Origin of the sequence: Sciscionella sediminilitoris (assembly GCF_000737195.2) — a bacterium.
GTDB lineage: Bacteria > Actinomycetota > Actinomycetes > Mycobacteriales > Pseudonocardiaceae > Sciscionella > Sciscionella sediminilitoris.
This window is the reverse complement of sequence record NZ_JALM01000042.1, coordinates 35,313-53,067: the sequence shown is the minus strand read 5'-3', so window position 1 is coordinate 53,067 and position 17,755 is coordinate 35,313. Positions and strand designations below refer to the sequence as shown.

The following is a 17,755-nucleotide window of genomic DNA, read 5'->3' as shown; positions in this document are numbered from 1 at the left end:
TCGCTGCACGCCACGCTTACGGTAGGCATGCTATCGCAGTTGTTTAACGTAGACTATAAAGTGCGGTACGCTGTCGCTTCAAGGGTGGCCCGGACCGGTCCCTGATGGCTGTAGCAAAGGAGCAGAGCAGTGACGTCTGACCTGACGAGCGGGACACCGAAGGCGCCGACCGTCGCAGCCGTGCAGCGGCCGGACTCGTCGGCCGTGACAGAACTGGTAAGTAGGCTGCGCGCCACGTTCGCCGCCGCGAAGACCAAGGATGTGCAGTGGCGAATCAGGCAGCTTCACGGTGTCGAGCGGTTGCTCGAAGAGCATGAGAAGGCGATCGCCGATGCGCTCTATGCGGATCTCGGGCGCCCCTATGGCGAAGCGTGGCTCGGTGACATCGCCTCGTCCAAAGCGGAGGCCGCGTTCGCGCGCAAGCGAGTACGGCGCTGGGTCAAGCGCAGGCGCACCTCGGTCGCGTTGACGTCTCTTCCTGGGCGCGGCTGGTATGAGTACGAACCACTCGGCACGGTGCTCATCATCGGTCCGTGGAACTACCCGGTCTACCTGACACTGGGGCCGTTGGTAGCCGCGATCGCAGCGGGGAATTGTGCGGTGATCAAACCGTCGGAACATGCGCCCGCAACGGCGAGGCTGCTGGCCGATCTGCTGCCGAAGTATGTCGATCGGCAGGCATACTCCGTGGTGCAGGGTGAGGCGGAACTGACGAAGGCATTGATCGGTGAAGGGTTTGACCATGTCTTCTTCACCGGTGGAACCGAGGTGGGCAGGCGCATCATGGAAGCCGCCGCACCGAACCTGACTCCGGTCACGCTGGAACTTGGCGGCAAAAGCCCGGTAATCATCACGGAGAGCGCGAATCTGGCCGTTGCCGCGAAGCGGATCGCCTGGGTCAAGTTGCTGAACTCCGGGCAGACCTGTATTGCTCCCGACTACGTACTGGTGCAGCACTCTGTCCAGGACCGATTCCTCGAAGAGTTGACGAAGGCGGTGCGCGCTTTGCGTGCACACCAGTCCTGCTCGACCCAGCCGATCGTGAACAGGCGGCAGTTCGAACGGCTCACCGCGGCGCTCGATGGTTCGGACGGTGAGCGGGTGGTCGGGGGCGGCTATGACGCGGCAGCGCTCGGGATCGAGCCGACGATCATCCTCGATCCGGCGCCGGACTCTCCGGTCATGGCCGAAGAGATCTTCGGTCCGATCCTGCCGGTGCTCACAGTGGACTCACTGGATTCTTCGGTTCGTTTTGTGAACGAACGGCCCAAACCGCTTGCGATATACCTATTCACCAAATCGAACGCTCAACGGGAACGAGTGCTGCAGGCGACGAGCTCCGGAGGTGTCGTGGTCAACCACGTCGCCATGCATTGTCTCGAGCCGAACCTTCCGTTCGGGGGTGTGGGCGACAGCGGTATCGGTGCCTACCACGGACGGTGGGGCTTCGAAAACCTCAGCCACCGGAAGGCTGTGCTCTCGAAACCGTCCAGGCCGGATCCCGCGCTGCTGTACCCGCCGTATACCGAACGGAAGCTGCGTTTGTTGCGCCGATTCTTCTGAGTACCTCCACGTTCTCCTGATTGTCGCTGCGATTGGCGCCGTAGCGCCGGTGGCCGACCATGGCGAAAAGGGCGGTCCCGGGCGGACTGAGCGCGGGCATTTCTACCAGGGCGCCGAATTCCGCAGGGTTCCGCCGATCCCGTACCTGAACAAGGGACGGTCCGGCTCCGGTGCGGCTGTCGGCGTCCCGAACCCGAGGGCGCTTGCTTTTTACTTTAATCTTGACTATAAAATCTGTAGCAGTTGGCCACCCGAGGGCTTCAGCGGTGCGTGGCCAGCGGGTACGCAATGAGGCGTGGGAGCGATGACGATGAGTATCCGATTACGTCGATGCAGGGGCCGTTGCGGCGTTCCGATGCCGGCTCGAGACCTATTCTCGGTGCGGCGATACCGGATTGCTCTGGTTCGTCCGGTGCGGCCTGCCGGTGGCCAGTCATGAACCGGCTCGCACCGGAGGCAGCGGCAGCAGAGCACGGCGGGCAGGGGGCACAACTTCGGCGCGCCGTGCTCGTCGATGACCACCAGCTGGTGCTGGACGGCCTGGCGCGCTTGGCGAACCGCTTCGGCATCAAGGTCGTCGCAGCGTTCCTGGACCCGGCCGAGGCGATACGATTCCTGACTTCACGGACGATCGATCTGTTGGTCGTAGACCTGCGTCTCGGCTCTCTATCAGGTGTCGATCTCGTCCGAAGCGCTCGCCTGCTCAGCCCTGGCGTTCACATCGCCATGTTGACCAGTTATGACGACCCCACATCGGCGGCCAGTGCCCTTGACGCCGGGGCGCGGAGCTTCCTGCTGAAAAGCACACCGTCCGAGGAGCTGGGAAAGCAGCTCCGCGCCGCGGCGGATGGGCAGAGCGTGATCGATGTGACGGCGGTGCCGGAAGACCTGAGCGAGGCCGAGATTTCCTTGACCCCGAACGAACGCGCTGTGCTGGAGCTCGTCGCCGAAGGTCTCACCAATCGCGAAATCGGCGAAAGAATACATTTGAGCAGATACACCGTCAAAGATCACCTCACCAGGGTCATGCGAAAACTCGGAACCGGAACCAGAACGAAGACGGTGACCCGTGCTGTCCAATACGGACTACTTGAGGAGATGGCCGTAATATGATGAATCGTGGCGCGCTCCGTCGGCCTTTTTACCGTATCGATCTTATGGCGTGGGCGGAACATGTCGATGCGCCCGTGTTGGTGCGTGGAGCGTCTCGCGGTTTCACCCTTTTCGTTCTCGGCGGTCTCGCGGAGCCTCTGGTGGCAGATCTCGTTCCGTCAATCGGCCGGTACTGCCTCATCGCTGTCGCCGTCTTGGCTTTTGTGTCGGCTTCCGCGCGTATAGGAGAGGCGGAGTGGCCGATTTTGCACGGGGCCATTGCCTCGCTTTCTGCTTATCTTCTCGTGTTGCCATTGGTGATACTCGGCGGGGGACTGCACGGGGGACAGGTTGCTCTGACCGTGTGCACCGGAATTGTCATCGGCGGTCTTCGCGGATTTGCTTCAACTATTATGCGATCGCGAAAGGCGCGGCGGTGATACCTCCATGTGGGGGTTCCGAGACCGACAGCCGGAGGTTTTCGGGGTAATCGTGTGGAAATATAGATTCTGATCGGGTTCACTTTGTAGCAATGTCGGAGCGAGGAGCGAGGAGCCTGCGTTGACCGTTTCCAGGGTTTCGCTTGGCCGGCGCCGGGCGTTACGTATCCGTAAGGCCCTGGATGCCGTGGCGGCGCCGCTCGCCGATGCCGGCGATATCGTCCGGTTCGGCGCCAAGGTGCTGTGGTCGGCCGCGCGGCATCCGGTCGGCTACTGGGGTGAAGTGCGCAACCAGCTGTTCGACGCGCTGAAGCTGTGCTGGTTTCCCCTTTTTCTCTCCAGCACGGCGTTCGGGCTCGGTGTCGTGGGGATCCAGGCAGGCAACCTTCTTGCGCTACTCGGTGTCCCCGAACGGCTCGGATCGCTGATGGTGGTCGGTAGCGTTCGTGAGTTCGGGCCGTGGATCGACGCCATGATCGTCGCGGGCGTCGTCGGTACCGCCTTGACTGCCGACCTCGGCGCTCGGCGTACCCGCGAGGAAATCGACGCCATGGAAGTGCTCGGCGTCGACGCGATACGGACGCTCGTGGTGCCGAGAGTAGTGGCGATGGTGATCGTGACGGCGCTGATGGATCTGCTCTCCCTCGCCTGCGGTGTCATCGGCGGTTATGTAGGAGCGGTACCGCTGCACGGGGCGGACGCGGCTTCGTTCTTCTCGCTGTTCTTTGCCAACTCGACAACGACCGATATATGGGCCACGGTAGCGAAAACTGCACTGTTCGGACTCATCATCGGGGTTGTGTGCAGTTACAAGGGATACCGTGCCGCCGGCGGTCCGGTCGGGGTCGGCCGTGCGGTAAACCAGGGGGTCGTGATCGCCTTCGCGTCCACATGGATCTTCAACGCCGTCTTCACGGCGATCCTGCTCGGGCTCAACCCCGGCATGCAGGCATTCAAGTGAGGTGGAACTGCCGTGACGACTACCGATTCGCAAAACGGGCGTGAAAGCAGGTCACCCCGGAGTCCACGAGAGGACTACGTCGAACTCTCGCTCTCCGGTGCCCTTGGCAAAGTACGTACAGCCGTAGGAACAGGTGGTGAGATCGCCAAGTTCTCCGGGCGCACCGTCCGGTCGTTCGGTGACCTTCGGCATTTCGTTCCCGAGATATTTCATCAGACCGGGATCATCATCCTATCGAGCGGGCTGATTATATGGCTGATGCAGTTCGTCATCGGCTATGAGTGCGGCCTGGAAGGGAAATACGTACTCGATCAGATCGGAGCGCCGCTCTATTCGGGTGTGTTCAACGCATGGTGCCTGCTGCGGGAAATGTCGCCGTATATGTACGGTTACATCTTCGCGGCGAAGGTCGGCTGTGGACTGGTGGCGGAGATCGGTTCGATGCGTATATCGGACGAGATCGATGCACTGGAGGTCATGGGCGTCAAATCCCGGAGCTATCTGGTCGGCACACGGGTGGTCGCGGCATGGCTGGCGATCCCTTTTCTGTTCGTCGTCGGTCTCGGGATCTCCTTCATCGGCGGCTACCTGGTGACCGTGCAGCTGCTCGGCGGTGTCTCGTCCGGGGGTTACTCGTTCATATTCTGGCTTTTTCAGAATCCGCTTGACCTGTTGTACGCGCTGATAAAGGTCATTCTCATGGCCACGGCCATCATATTTGTCGGCTGTTATTACGGATACAACGCGGGCGGTGGACCCGTAGGTGTCGGGAGAAATACTGCGAGATCGATGATGCTGAACATGGTGCTGGTCCACGTGATCGCGTTCCTTTCGACCCAGTTGCTCTGGGGCGGAAACGTCAATGCGCCGGTTGCCAACTGAGGAGTCGAACACTTCGGAGGAACAAGTGTACGGGAACCGCGCCGACACCGGAACGATCAACGGTGAAGTAGATTCCGCCGCCATGCGCGGTGATCAGCGGCTGGATCCGGAGCCGTCGACCATGCAGGTGCGAAACTTGAAGAAGTCTTTTGGCGATTTTCAGGTCATGAAAGATCTGACGCTGAACTTCAAGGATAACGCGATCACCACTATCCTTGGTCCTTCGGGTACTGGGAAGAGCGTCTTGATCAAACATCTCGTCGGCCTGCTCGAACCCGATGAGGGTGAGGTGATCGTCTTCGGGAAGAACATCTGGAATATTCCGGAAGCCGAACGTTACGAGATACGAAAGAATTTCGGCGTCCTGTTCCAAGACGGTGCGCTTTTCGGATCTATGAATCTTTACGACAACATAGCCTTCCCGTTGCGAAAGCATACCGATATGAGCGAGGATGACATCGAGGAGCTCGTGATGAGCCGGGCGAAGGAAGTCGGGCTGGAGGCTTCGATCGGCAAGACGCCCTCCGAGATTTCCGGAGGAATGCGTAAACGCGCCGGATTCGCCCGTGCTTTGGTGCTGAACCCGAAGATCGTACTTTTCGACGAGCCCGACTCCGGCCTTGACCCGGTGCGGACGAGTCTGCTCTGCGATTTGATCCTCGATATCCACAAAGAATACGGCGGTACCTACCTCGTGGTCACTCACGATATTCGGAGCGCGAGGAAGTTGAGCGACTATGTGGGCCTGATCTGGCGAGGCGAGGTCGTGCATTACAGCGGGGCCGAGGAGGCCTTCGCTTGTTCGGATCCGTTCGTCCGCCAGTTCCTCGCGGGCGAGTCGGCCGGCCCGTTGGGAATGGACTGACGATGCGTAGAACGCTGCTTGTCGTGATCGCGGTGGCCGTCGTGCTCGGTGCCGCCGGATTCGTCTTCCTCGGCGGCGATTCGTATCGGGTGACGGTGATGCTGGCTTCGGCGACGAACCTGGTCCCCGGGGGAACCGTGCAGATGCACGGATTCGAGGCAGGAACCGTCGAGTCGATCGAGGCCGAGAACGGCAAGGCGAAGGTGACCCTCGATCTGGACTCTTCCCACACGCCGCTGCACGCCGGTGCGAGCGTGGTCGTGCGCTGGAAGGCCCTGGTAGGGGAACGGCACCTGGATCTCACCGATGGTCCCGCTTCGAACATAGTGATCCCCAGTGGGGGGATGATCCCGGGCAGCATGCCCCAGCCGATGGAGATCGACCAGGTGTTGGCTGCACTGGACAAGCCGACACGGGACAAGCTCAACGCGCTGGTCAACCGGCTCGACGGAACGCTGAAGGGGCATGAGCAGGACGTCAATGACACGGTGCGCTCGGCGGGCCCCGCACTCGGTGCACTCGGCGAGGTACTCAAAGGCCTGGGGACCGACGGTCCGGCGATCAAGGCACTGGTGACGCAGGTCGAGCAGATGCTCTCGACACTGTCTAATCGGGACGGACAGGTGCGCGATATCGTGGACCGGCTCTCGCAACTGAGTTCGGCGACCGTCGATCAGCGCGGCGCACTCGCCGCGACGCTGCGCAAGTTGCCTGGGACGCTGGACACCGCCAAATCGACGCTCGACACGGTACCTTCTGCCACCGACCGGGCGGTACCGCTGCTCGATGAGCTCAAACCGGCCACCGATCGGCTTCCCTCGGTGGCGGGGAACCTTCAACCGGTACTGAGCGATTTGCGTCCCCTGACCGCGCAGCTGCGCCCGACACTGGCCTCGGCGAGCACACTGCTGCGCTATACGCCCGGTCTGCTCGACCGTGCGCACGCTGTGGTTCCCGGGGTGAACTCGCTGGTGACCAACCTGACGCCGGCCGTGGACTTTCTCCGGCCCTACACTCCCGAGCTCGCCGGGCTCGTGTCGAACTGGGGTTCGGCGATGGGGAACTACTCGGGTACCGGTCATTACGCGCGGGTTCTCGCGCAAGTCGGGCTGAGCAGCGTGAACATCAACCCTGGCATCACACCGCCCGGATTCAAGGTCGAACAGCAGCCGTCCCCCGGTGCGCTCGCCGGCCAGCCGTGGACCGATGCCGCGGGGGAGGGAGTCCGGTGAACGCACGTAAGTCGAGTATCAAGCCCGGCCTGCGGCGGATGCCGGTCGGAAAAACGGTACTGCTGGTCGTCGCGGTCTTGCTCGCGGCCTCCGGCTGGACGGTAGTGGGCACGACAGCCGATCAGCAGGGCGGAGTGCTTCGTGCCCAGTTCACCGATGCGAGCCCGTTGCTTGAGGGCAGCGATGTGAAGGTGCACGGGGTGAAGGTGGGGTCCATCTCGGCTATCCGGCTCGCGAAGCCGCATGAGGCCGTGGTGTCGATGAAGCTCGACAGCAGCGCATACCCGATCCACACGGACGCACACGCGACGATCCGGGCAGTGAGCCTGCTCGGCGAACGTTATCTTGACCTCGATCGTGGCTCGGACGCGGCGCCTGCGCTACGGCCCGGTGAAGTGTTGCCGACGAAGCAGACGGCCCAGAGCACCGATCTCGACCAGGTGCTCGACACGGTGGACCAGCCCACAGGTGATGCGCTGAGCGCGCTGATCGGTACGCTGGGCGAAGGCCTGGACGGGAACGGTCAGAACGCCAGGAAAGCGATTGCCGCGCTCGAACCGGCGATGCGTGACACCGGCAAGTTTTCCCGGATCCTGCACGATCAGAACGGTGTGCTAAACGATCTGGTCGACAAGCTCGGGCCGGTGACCAAGGCACTCGCCGACGACCACGGGAAATCGCTCGACGGCCTGATGTCCTCCGCGAATCAGGTGACGGCTGTCACCGCTGCGCGGCAGCGAGAGTTGAATGACACGCTGGAGCAGTTGCCCGCGACGCTGACGGATGCGAGCCGCACCCTCTCGACGTTGACCTCCACGGCGCGCCAGACGACGCCCTCGCTACGGGCGTTGCGCCCGGCAACGGACAATCTCGACCGGATCAGCGCGGAACTCCAAGGATTCACCGCGTCCGCGAATCCGGCGCTGGGCAGCGCCGAACCGGTGCTCGACCACGCCAAGCAGCTCCTCGAGCAGGCCCGCCCCGTAGCCGATCAGCTTCGTGCCGCGAGCCCGAACCTTCGTGGTGTGGTCTCGAATGCGCGGCCGGTGGTCACCGATCTTTCGGACAACTTCGGCAACGTATTGAACTTCTTGCGCTACTGGGCATTGACGACCAACGGCTACGACGGCATCTCGCACTACTTCCGCGCCCACCTGAGTTTCGACGCCAACATCACCCTCGGCAGCGTACTGCCCGAACTGCTCGGCAAGAAGGCGACCGGAATTCCCTCGCTCAACCAGCCGCCGCCTGGTGCCGCCGGTGGCGCCCAGCCACAACGTCCGGCGCCGGGACCGATCGCCCAAGAGCAGCCACATGGACTCGGCGGTGTGCTCTCCTCGCTGTTGGGTAAGCAGGGCAGCCAGCCGAGTGGATTGCTTGCACCGCAGAAGAAACCGGACGGAAGCGCCACAGGCCTGAGCGCGCAGCAGGAATCGAACGCGATGCAATTCCTCATCGGAGGCGGGAACTGATGGCAGCACGCAAGCGCACCAAGTCAGTGGTCATCGGTGGCGTTGTCGCTGCTGTGTTCGCCGCCGCGGCGATATTCGCAGTCTCCGCCCAACACGGGATCCCGGGAACGACAAGACTGACGGTGCGCGCGGCCTTCAGCGACGTCGGTTCGCTGCGGCCGGGCGATGACGTCAGGATCGCAAGTGTCCGCGTCGGCCAGGTCGGCGATATCCGCCTGGTGCGCGGTGTGGCGATAGCGGATCTCAACCTGAGCAGTACCGACAAGATCTACCGCAACGCCAATGCGACGGCGGCCTCGGTGGGCGCGCGCTCGGCCCTCGGCCTCAAGTTCGTGAACCTGAATCCCGGAACACCGGACGCCGGCGCGCTCCGTCCGGGGCAGTTGCTCGGACCTGCGGATACGACCGGGGCACAGGATGTCACCGACCTGCTTGCCGTCCTGGACAAACCGACTCGCGACGCACTCGGCTCGACGATTCGCCAGACCGGACGCGGGCTGGCCGGACACGCGAAGGATCTGCACGACACGGTCGGAGCCCTCCCCGACGAGCTGCCGGATGTCGGTACGATCTCACGGGCGCTCTCGTCGCGTGGCGGAGCGGGAACGGCAAGAATGCTGCGTGCGGTGGATGCGTTCGCCGGGCGCTTTCAGGGACGCCAGCAACAACTCGCCGGTCTGGTCAGGCAGCTCGATACCACGCTCGACGCCGCCGCGACCGACGGCGGGGCGCCGTTGTCCGCAACGCTGCGAAAGGTGCCGGGCACGCTGACCGAGGCACGGACCGCGCTGCGCAAGCTGAACCCTCCGCTCGCCGATACCGGCTCCGCGATGACGCAGCTGCGCAGTGGGGCAGAGGCACTCGGCAAAGCGACTCCCGATGTCCGCGGCGTGTTGCGGGAAGGGGTCCGGCCGCTGAACAAGGTGCCGCCCGTGGCCACCAAGGCAGATCCGGCCGTCCGCGATCTGACCGGTGTCATGCGGGATGCCCGGCCGTTGGCGCCGAAACTCACCAAGACCGTGAACACGGCCGCCGATCCGGTCGCGACGTTGCGCGCCTACTCCCCGGAGATCGCGGACTTCTTCACCTACGTGACGCGTGCGCTCAGCGACGGGGATGACTCCGGACATTGGGCACGGTTCTTCATCTTTCCGAGCACCGAGTTGCTGACCGGACTGGTCCCAGGCCTCAAGGATCCGACCGTGTCACGGAATCCCTACCCGGCCCCTGGACAGGCGATCAAGGACCGCAAGACCAGCCTGCTTGGGCAGAACGGCGGAAAGTGATGGCACGTATCGGTTTGCGCAATTCGCGGGGGATCCGGCCGCTGACCCTGGGCTTGGTGCTGATCACGGCTACTGCCGCGATCGGCGTGCTGATCTTCTACAAGCAACAGCTGGAGGTCGCGTTCAGCGGTGAGCCCACGATCACGGCGCGGTTCAGTCAGGACTACGGCATCGTTCCGTACGGCAGCCAGGTCAAGATGTCCGGGATCGACGTCGGTACCGTCACGGCCGTGGACCGGGATCGCTCCGGTTCGGCGATGGTCACGATGCGCGTCGGTGACGATATCCCCGATAAGCTCCGCAGCCGACCGTCGGCGAGAATCCGGCCGACCACGCTGCTGGGTGGCAACTACTACATCGACCTGGTCCCGGGCGGACCCCCAGGACGCTCGGCTGCCGGGATTCCGCAGACACGGACCACAGTCCCGGTCGAGATGGACAAGATCACCAGGACACTTCAGCCCGATACGCTGCGATCATTGCAGGGAACGGTCCGAAATGGAGCCGAGACCTTGGATGGCCGTGGGCACAAGGCGCTGCAGGATTTGCTCGCGGACGCGCACAGCACTCTTACCGACGCGGGACCGGTGTTCACTGCGGTGCAAGGGAACCGTCCAGGTAGCGATCTTCCCAATCTGGTCGACGGGCTCGAGCAGACGGCGGCGGCGCTGACCAGACAGCAGGGGCAGCTCGACTCGATCACGGCCGATCTGGACCGCACCGGGACCGTGCTCGGAAACCGTTCGCAGGATCTCGCCGGCACTCTGCACAAGCTGCCCGCCACACTCGATTCGACCGATTCCGGGCTGGCGGAGCTGAAGGATTCCCTGGTCAAATTGCGCGAAACCGCGGGGCCCGCGCGTCCGGCAGTGCGGGAGCTGAACACCACGCTCGCCCATCTCGACCCCGCCCTGACCAAGGCACGCCCGGTGGTCGGTGATCTCAAGAATCTGCTGACCAATGCCCGCCCCCTTGTCGACCAGCTGACCCCGACCGCGAAGCAGCTTTCGCCGGTGCTCGACGACTTGCGTGGACCGGTGCTCGACCGGTTGAACGGTCCTGTCACGAAGACGGTGCTCTCGCCGTATCACGGCACCGGTCACTACAAGAACAGCGGCGGGAATCAGCCGTTGTACAAGCAGCTGGCCTACACGGTCGCCGGGATGGACCGGCTCGCCTCCGTCACTGACAAGAACGGCGCCACGATCGGATTCGGCATCGGGGTCAGCGCGGGAACGGTCAGCGGCCTGCCGATCAGCCTCGAACAACTGCTCGGACATCTGACGGGTATCAGTGAGAAGGGCGATAGATGAGTAAGCGCGCCAAGCTGCGCAAGTACTGGCAGCGCATCCGTACCGAGCCGAAACTCGGCCGTAATGTCGCGATGTTCGTCGTGCTGCTCCTGCTCGCCGGGGTTGCCGGTGGGATCATTCTCGGCCACCAGGGCTCCGGACTGACCGCGTGGCCGTGGACGAACCGGTTCGTCTTCCACGCCAAGTTCTCCGATGCACAGGGTGTCGCGGCGGGACAGGGGCAGGAAGTCCGGATTGCCGGTGTCACGGTCGGTGCCATCCAGGCGGCCAGTGTCGCCAAGGACGGCACCGCCGACGTCGAACTCGGTATCGACCCGAAGTACCGGGTGTACTCGAACGCGGCGCTGGTGTTGCGCCCCAAGAGCCCGCTCAACGAGATGTACGTGGAAGTGAACCCAGGCGACGCCCAGCACGGGAAGCCGCTGGCTCAGGGAGCGACACTGCCGTTGGGCAATACGCGGAGTCCGGTGACGATCGACAAGGTGACCCAGCACCTGGATCGGGGCACGAGAACGGCGCTCGGCGCGCTGATCAACGAGTCGGACACGGCGCTGGCCGACGCGCCCCGTCACCTGCCCGGTGGCCTGAGCGCGACCGACAAGGTGGTCCGGGATTTGCAACCGGTGATGTCCTCTCTTCGAACGCGCAAGCAGGAGATCGCGGCGCTGGTCAGTGAACTGGCCACGATCTCGCAGGCGGTCGGGGGCAATGACCAGCGGCTCTCCGATCTGGCAGGCAACCTCCAGCAGACCCTGCGGACGGTCGCCGACAAGGGGGGTCCGCTCGACTCCACCCTGCGCCGTCTCCCCGATTTCACCGACCAGCTGCATCAGGCCACACAGGTGGTGCAGGAGCTGACCGGTCAGCTGAACCCGACGCTGGACGACGTCCGGCGCGCGTCGGGCAAACTACCCGGTGCGCTTGCCGGGCTTTCGGATACTGCCGATCGACTCGGATCCGTCGCCGACAAGGCGAAACCCGTTGTGCAACAGGCAGAGCCGGTCGTGTCCGATCTCAGGCCGGTCGTCGGTGACGTGAACGCCGCGCTCCCCGACCTCCAACAGATCAGCTCGCGGCTCGACCCCGTCACTGGTTCGCTGGTGCCGTATCTGCAGGACTTGCAGGCCTTCGTCTACAACACCGGATCGGCCACCAGCGTCACCGACGGGGACGGCGGCATGCTCCGTGGTATCGGGCAGGTCGGTCCGGACACCATTCCGCTGTTGCGCACGCTCGGGAAACCGGCGAAGTGAGGGCCGCATGAAGATCAAACATTCCACGATGGTCCACATCCGGCTCGGGATGGTTCTCGCTTTCGCGGCGGCATGCCTGGCGTTCTTCGGTTATCTGTGGGTTGGTTCTGGTGGCCGGATACCACTGGTGACCAGTGAGGGTTACCGCATCTCGGTGGACATCCCGCACGTCTCCAACCTGGTGGAGAATTCGGAGGTCATGGCGGCCGGGGTAGGGATCGGCAAGGTCGTGTCCATCGAGCCGGACGGCGGGCAGGCGCGAGTGACCATGCAGCTCGATGCCGGTCCGCGCCCGCTGCACAAGGGGGCGACCGTCCGCGTGCGGTACAAGACTCTGTTGGAAGAAAGCTTCGTCGAGGTACACGACGGTGCCGGTGCACCACTGCGCAACGGAACTTTGCTTCCCGACGGGTCTGGACAACCGGCTGTCGAACTCAACGATGTGCTCAATAGTCTCGACCGCCCGACACGGCAGGCATTGGCCAGCTCGGTCCGGTCTCTTGGAAAGGCCACGTCGAACAGCCAGGACAGCCTCTCCGCGGCGATGGCCGGTGTCGGCGATATGTCGCGGGAGGGCCGGGGCGCGCTAGATGCGCTGGCAGGCCAGTCCGGCGACCTGCGCAAGCTGACCGGGGACGCCGCTACGCTGGTCGCCGCGCTGGACAACAAGCAGGGACAGATCGCGAAGCTCGTCTCGGACGCCGACCAGATCAGCAAGGTGACGGCCAACGGGCAGGGTGATATCCGGACGACGCTGCGCAAGCTGCCAGGGGTGCTCGACAGCGCGCGCCGTGCGACCTCGGGGCTCGGTTCGCTTTCCGATTCGCTTGCTCCGGTTGCCACGAATCTGAAGCGATCGGCACCGCAAGTCAGTGCGGCACTGCGGCAACTCCCGGCGACAGCCTCCGATCTGCGCGGACTCCTGCCCTCCCTGGACCGGACCCTCGACAGGGCACCGGGAACGCTGGACAGGGTGCCAGCCGTCTCGAAGGACGTGTCCGCAGCGATCCCGCATGTGGACGTGGCCCTGCGCGATGTGAATCCGATGCTTTCCTACCTGCGCCCGTACGCGCATGACCTGACCGCCTTCTTCACGAATTTCGGCCAGTCGCTCAACACCGACAGCGGGGTGCTGAAGGTGGGGCTGATCGCGAATGAGAAGAGTGCCCCCGGACTGCCGTTGACGACGCAGCTTCCGCTGTTCAACCGGAACAATCCCTATCCGGGGCCCGGTTCGGCTGTGGATCCGGCGCCGTTCACCGGGAAATACCCGCACATCAAACAAGAGGGAAAGTAGATGTTCGGCCAAAGGCTGTCTCGGATGCGGGCCAGACTTGCCCCGCGGCGCGTATGGCTTTCGCTGCTGGGCGGGCTGGTGCTGGCGGGATTCCTCGCCGGGGGGCTGGCGCAGCTGCAGGTTCGTACCGACCTGGACTCGTTCCTGCCCAACAACGACAGCGTGCTGCGCCAGACCGACGAACTCGCCCGCTCGTTCGGCGCCGACCCGATCGTCGTGCTGGTCCACGGGCGCAAGCCTGATCAGCAACTCGACGGGCAGCACCTGATGCCCCTCGTGCGGCTAGAGGGCAAGCTCTCGAAGCTGCCCGACTCCGCTGTCGTATACGGGCCGGGCACGACGTTGAACCAGATCGCCGGCCAGACCCAGGACTTGCTCGCGGAGCTGACCGGACGCCGGGACGGCATCCGCGACCAGGCGATAAGCGCGGCCAAGCAACGCGGCCTCGGCGAGGCAGGTGCGAAGGAGGCGGGCGAGGCCGCAGCCGCGCAGTTCGACGCCAGATACGGCAAGTTGCTCGTGCAGGCGTTGCCCTCCGGCTTGCCGACCTTGCACAACGCGAATTTCGTCAAGGCAGCCGTCTACGGCGCCGGGGGCAGCCCGAAACCTCAGTGGCGGTTCATCATCCCGAACAGGGACTCGGTCGCCGTGCTCGTCCGGCCGCGTCAAGGGCTTGATGAGGCGGCCGCGCACCGGCTTGTCGCACAGGTCCGCCAGGCCGTCGCGGATGCGAAGCTCGACGCGGCGGACGTCCACGTGTCCGGTGTTCCGGCGCTGATCTCCGCACTCGGAGACAAGGTCCGCTCCGAGATCCCCCTGCTGGGCACCGCCGCGATCATCGCGGTAGGGGCGTGTTTTCTGCTGATCCCCTGGACGCGGTGGCGACGCAGGTTGCTCCCGGTGTGCAGCACCGTGATAGCCGTCGGCCTGACACTGGCCGTGTTCGGCTGGCTCGATAAACCGGTCTCGCTCGGAGTAGCCGCGTTCTTACCCGCCCTGCTTGGTATCGGCAGCTATTATCCGACCTATTTCGCGCAGCGGGCCGGCAAACGGCTGGTCTTGGCCGTTGTGGCCGGTACCTCGGCAAGTTTCGCCACGCTGCTGTTCACGCCCTTGCCGTTCGTGCAGGATCTTGGTCTCTCGATGGCGATCGGCGTGCTGCTGGCCGCGCTCAGCGGGATGGTTCTTTACCGGCTGCTGCCCGTCGAATCGGCGCCGGTTGCCGAGTGGCGGATCGAGCGGCAGCGCGGTTACCTCGCCAGATGGGGACCGTTGGCGCTTCTCGGAGTAGCCGCGGTGGCCGGTTGGGCGCTGCTGCCCGGACTTGGTGTCGAAGCCAGCGTGGACAAGCTCGCCGCCGGTCTGCCCGAGATGAATCAGGCGCGTTCGGTAGAGTCGACGATCGGTTCATCGGGTGAGCTCGATGTCGTGTTGCGCGGACCGGACGTATTGTCCCCGGAGGCGGTCGGGTGGGCGCAGCGCGCCCAGGACGTCGCCATCGCGAAACACGGTGACCAGCTCCACACCGTCGTGTCCCCACCCACCTTGCTCCCGTTTCTCGGGGCGAATCCCTCGGCGGAGCAGATCCAGGCAGGTGTCCGGCTGCTGCCGTCCTATCTGACCGGATCGATCTTCCGCAGTGACAACAAGGTCGCGTTGCTCAGTTTCGGGGTCAAGCTTGATGACCTCGGTACGTTGCAGGGGCTTCGGGATGATCTGCGCGCATCCTTGCCGCCCCCGCCGAAGGGATACCACGTTCAGCTCAGCGGGCTCCCGATGGTCGCGGTGCACGGCAATCAACTGCTCTCGAAGGAGCGCGTATTCGGCAATATAGCCGGAATCCTCGCCGCGGGCGCAGTGCTCTCGATTGGGCTGCGCCGACGGGCCGACGCCGGCCGTGCCGTTCTCGCGGCGGCGTTAGCCACTGGAAGCGGGCTGTTTCTGTTGTGGTTGTTCGGTATCCCTCTGAGTCCGATCACTGTCTGCCTCGGGTCGCTGACCGCGACGGTGGGGTGTGAGTTCACCGTGCTGCTCGCCGAGGCGAGACGATCCCGAAGCGCAGGGCTGTACCGCTCGGTGCTACTCGCGGCGACCAGCTCGGCTGTCGGCTACGCCGTGCTGCTCGTCTCCGGGCTTGCGGCGATCGCGCAGTTCGGAGCCCTGCTCGCGGGCTCGGTCGTGCTGGCCCTGATCTCGGCGAGTTGCGTCGTGGCGGCCACCCGGGTCAGACCTAACCCACGAATCCCAGGCGGAAAGGCAGGCAACGAAACAGGACGACTAGCCGTGGTTGGAGCGCAGTCATGAAACTCGAGACCGATGTGGCACCCCGCCGTAGCGAGACCGGGGAACAAGATTACGGGCCGAAGGCGCGGCGTGCGCGCGAACGACTGCTCGAGGCGCTGGGCGAGCCTACGGAGCTGGAACCGCAGTACACCGAACAGATCGACGAGCCTGTGTCCAAAGCGGAATCGGCCAGAGCGCGCCTGCGGGCGGCGCTTGACGGCGAATCCGAACCGCAGCAGCGCACTCCGGAGCCCACCGGTCGGCCGATCGGAATCCGTAGAAAGCTTTCCAGCCTCGTGCAGTCGAGCCGACGCTCGACAAGGGTGGCCGTAGTGGTCGTGCTGGTGGTGATTCTCGTGTTCGGCGGCAGCTTCTTCTGGCTGCGTTCGGGCAAATCGCTGCTCGGGATGGAGTCCGGAGAAGGAGTTCTCTCGTTCCTGCCGACCTGGCTCCCGCGGGGCGTGGCCTTCGAATACGGTGACAATGACATCACCGTGGACCAGCTTGATAAGCAGGTCGACACGATGCACGCGTTGTACGGCGTCCAAGTGCCGGCTGACCAGAAGCGGCTGGCGCAGTTTCGCAAAGACGCCGCGAAATCCTACGTCGTGAGTCTCGTCCTCGATAAGGCGGCGAAAGACAACGGATTGCAGGTGGCCGATAAGACGGCCAGGGACACGCTGTCGAAGTTCGTCGCACAGAAGCTCGGTGACGGCCCCGATGCCTACAGCAAGTTCGTATCGGCACTCGGGAACCAGGGAACCAACGAACAAGCGGTCGTTCAGGAGCTGAAGCGAAGGCTGGCGTTGTCACGCCTGTTCGACAAGGTGACCGCTGATGTACCCGCGGTGAACGACCAGGATGTGCGCTCCGCGTTCACCAAACGCCGCGCGCAGCTGGCGACCCCGGAAAAGCGCCAAATCAGTAATATTGTGGTGCAGGACAAGGCAAGCGCCGATAGCGCCATCTCGCAGATCCGTTCGGGTAAGCCGTTCGACGCTGTCGCTCGTCAGGTGAGCCGAGACGCCAGCACCCGCGAGCAGGGCGGTGCGCTCGGGGCAGTGACAAAGGACCAGCTCGACGCGAAGTTCGGCGGCGCGGCCTTCGCGGCCGGTCAGGGTACGGTGTTCGGGCCTGTGCAGAGCAAGTACGGCTGGAACGTCGGCGAGGTAACCGGGATCACACCGCCGCAACCGGCGCAGTTCGACAAGGTCAAGGACCAATTGAAGCAGGATTTGCAGATGCAGCGTGCGCTGGGCAAATGGCGATCCTGGCTCACCGGGAAACTCGATGACGCGGACGTCCGTTACGCCGACGAGTACCGGCCGGTCGATCCGACGGCTCCTCCCGGGGATGCGGCCAGTGGGGGTTCCCCGATCGGTGGCGAACAGCCCGGAGGGCGATGAGCAATGGGAACGGCGGCGCTGTTTCTCGCCTTTGCTATGGCTTTGTTCCTGGTCGGGCGATGGGGCCGTAGACGGGTGGCCGGCCTCGTCTGGCCGGGAGCCGAGCACGCGCCCGAGCGTGGGAAGCGTGTGCGGGTAGCCAGACGTGGCGCGATGAGCTGCTATGTGATGGCGGTCGTGTTCGCGGCGTTCGCCGCGCAGACGGTCATCCTGGACGCGATGGGCATCGGAAGGTGAGTATGTCGCTTTCCGAGCCCCGCGACATTGTCCGGCTCGATCAGCCCGTCGGACGGATCGACGGCGCAGCGTCGGTCTGCAGGCAGGGATTTTCTGGTCGTGATCAGAGCCTCGCCGAGGATCTGGTCGGCGCGAGTTTTGTCCGTGTCCACCCGATGACCGATGCGATCACC

General features: G+C 64.2%; 13 protein-coding genes. All 13 read left to right on the top strand.

Features of this window, described 5'->3' with window-relative positions; all coding sequences use genetic code 11:
- Positions 1-129 precede the first annotated feature (129 nt).
- The gene (locus tag AD72_RS19030) at positions 130-1,563 is read left to right on the top strand and encodes an aldehyde dehydrogenase family protein (protein WP_082469029.1); all 1,434 of its coding nucleotides are present in this window, start codon (positions 130-132) and stop codon (positions 1,561-1,563) included.
- A 435-nt stretch (positions 1,564-1,998) separates the two neighbouring features.
- Complete coding sequence (locus AD72_RS19025; RefSeq protein WP_020497558.1) at positions 1,999-2,676, top strand: response regulator; 678 nt, start codon at positions 1,999-2,001, stop codon at positions 2,674-2,676.
- A gap of 540 nt (positions 2,677-3,216) precedes the next feature.
- Entirely contained in the window at positions 3,217-4,056 is an 840-nt protein-coding gene (locus AD72_RS19020) for an MlaE family ABC transporter permease (protein WP_231644891.1), read from the top strand.
- 12 nt (positions 4,057-4,068) lie between these two features.
- Entirely contained in the window at positions 4,069-4,938 is an 870-nt protein-coding gene (locus AD72_RS19015; protein WP_026197253.1) for an ABC transporter permease, read from the top strand.
- Between the two features lie 82 nt (positions 4,939-5,020).
- Positions 5,021-5,803, top strand: a complete 783-nt coding sequence (locus tag AD72_RS19010) for an ABC transporter ATP-binding protein (protein ID WP_051898776.1) — start codon at positions 5,021-5,023, stop codon at positions 5,801-5,803.
- Between the two features lie 2 nt (positions 5,804-5,805).
- Positions 5,806-7,035: an MlaD family protein gene (locus AD72_RS19005; protein WP_031467872.1), complete on the top strand. Its 1,230-nt coding sequence runs from the start codon at positions 5,806-5,808 to the stop codon at positions 7,033-7,035.
- Positions 7,032-8,507, top strand: a complete 1,476-nt coding sequence (locus tag AD72_RS19000) for an MlaD family protein (RefSeq protein ID WP_156365262.1) — start codon at positions 7,032-7,034, stop codon at positions 8,505-8,507. The genes AD72_RS19005 and AD72_RS19000 overlap by 4 nt, the downstream gene beginning before the upstream one ends.
- A gap of 53 nt (positions 8,508-8,560) precedes the next feature.
- Positions 8,561-9,793 carry an MlaD family protein gene (locus tag AD72_RS18995; protein ID WP_231644890.1) on the top strand — a complete coding sequence of 411 codons (1,233 nt, stop codon included), beginning with the start codon at positions 8,561-8,563 and terminating at the stop codon, positions 9,791-9,793.
- The gene (locus tag AD72_RS18990) at positions 9,793-11,106 is read left to right on the top strand and encodes an MlaD family protein (protein ID WP_031467870.1); all 1,314 of its coding nucleotides are present in this window, start codon (positions 9,793-9,795) and stop codon (positions 11,104-11,106) included. Before AD72_RS18995 ends, AD72_RS18990 begins: the two co-directional genes overlap by 1 nt.
- Complete coding sequence (locus tag AD72_RS18985) at positions 11,103-12,359, top strand: MlaD family protein (protein WP_031467869.1); 1,257 nt, start codon at positions 11,103-11,105, stop codon at positions 12,357-12,359. The genes AD72_RS18990 and AD72_RS18985 overlap by 4 nt, the downstream gene beginning before the upstream one ends.
- Before the next feature lie 7 nt (positions 12,360-12,366).
- Complete coding sequence (locus tag AD72_RS18980; RefSeq protein WP_031467868.1) at positions 12,367-13,656, top strand: MlaD family protein; 1,290 nt, start codon at positions 12,367-12,369, stop codon at positions 13,654-13,656.
- A gap of 24 nt (positions 13,657-13,680) precedes the next feature.
- Positions 13,681-15,960, top strand: coding sequence for an MMPL family transporter (locus AD72_RS18975; protein ID WP_037346440.1), 2,280 nt, complete (start codon positions 13,681-13,683; stop codon positions 15,958-15,960).
- Positions 15,957-17,345 (top strand): peptidylprolyl isomerase, encoded by a 1,389-nt coding sequence (locus AD72_RS18970; protein ID WP_020497546.1) that lies wholly within the window; start codon positions 15,957-15,959, stop codon positions 17,343-17,345. The genes AD72_RS18975 and AD72_RS18970 overlap by 4 nt, the downstream gene beginning before the upstream one ends.
- The last annotated feature ends 410 nt before the right edge of the window (positions 17,346-17,755 follow it).

Bases quoted from the DNA above. Each gene is read 5' to 3' on its own strand.
- AD72_RS19025 (WP_020497558.1), top strand. From the start codon at position 1,999: ATGAACCGGCTCGCACCGGAGGCAGCGGCAGCAGAGCACGGCGGGCAG.
- AD72_RS19010 (WP_051898776.1), top strand. From the start codon at position 5,021: ATGCGCGGTGATCAGCGGCTGGATCCGGAGCCGTCGACCATGCAGGTG.
- AD72_RS19005 (WP_031467872.1), top strand. From the start codon at position 5,806: ATGCGTAGAACGCTGCTTGTCGTGATCGCGGTGGCCGTCGTGCTCGGT.
- AD72_RS18990 (WP_031467870.1), top strand. From the start codon at position 9,793: ATGGCACGTATCGGTTTGCGCAATTCGCGGGGGATCCGGCCGCTGACC.
- AD72_RS18985 (WP_031467869.1), top strand. From the start codon at position 11,103: ATGAGTAAGCGCGCCAAGCTGCGCAAGTACTGGCAGCGCATCCGTACC.
- AD72_RS18980 (WP_031467868.1), top strand. From the start codon at position 12,367: ATGAAGATCAAACATTCCACGATGGTCCACATCCGGCTCGGGATGGTT.
- AD72_RS18975 (WP_037346440.1), top strand. From the start codon at position 13,681: ATGCGGGCCAGACTTGCCCCGCGGCGCGTATGGCTTTCGCTGCTGGGC.
- AD72_RS18970 (WP_020497546.1), top strand. From the start codon at position 15,957: ATGAAACTCGAGACCGATGTGGCACCCCGCCGTAGCGAGACCGGGGAA.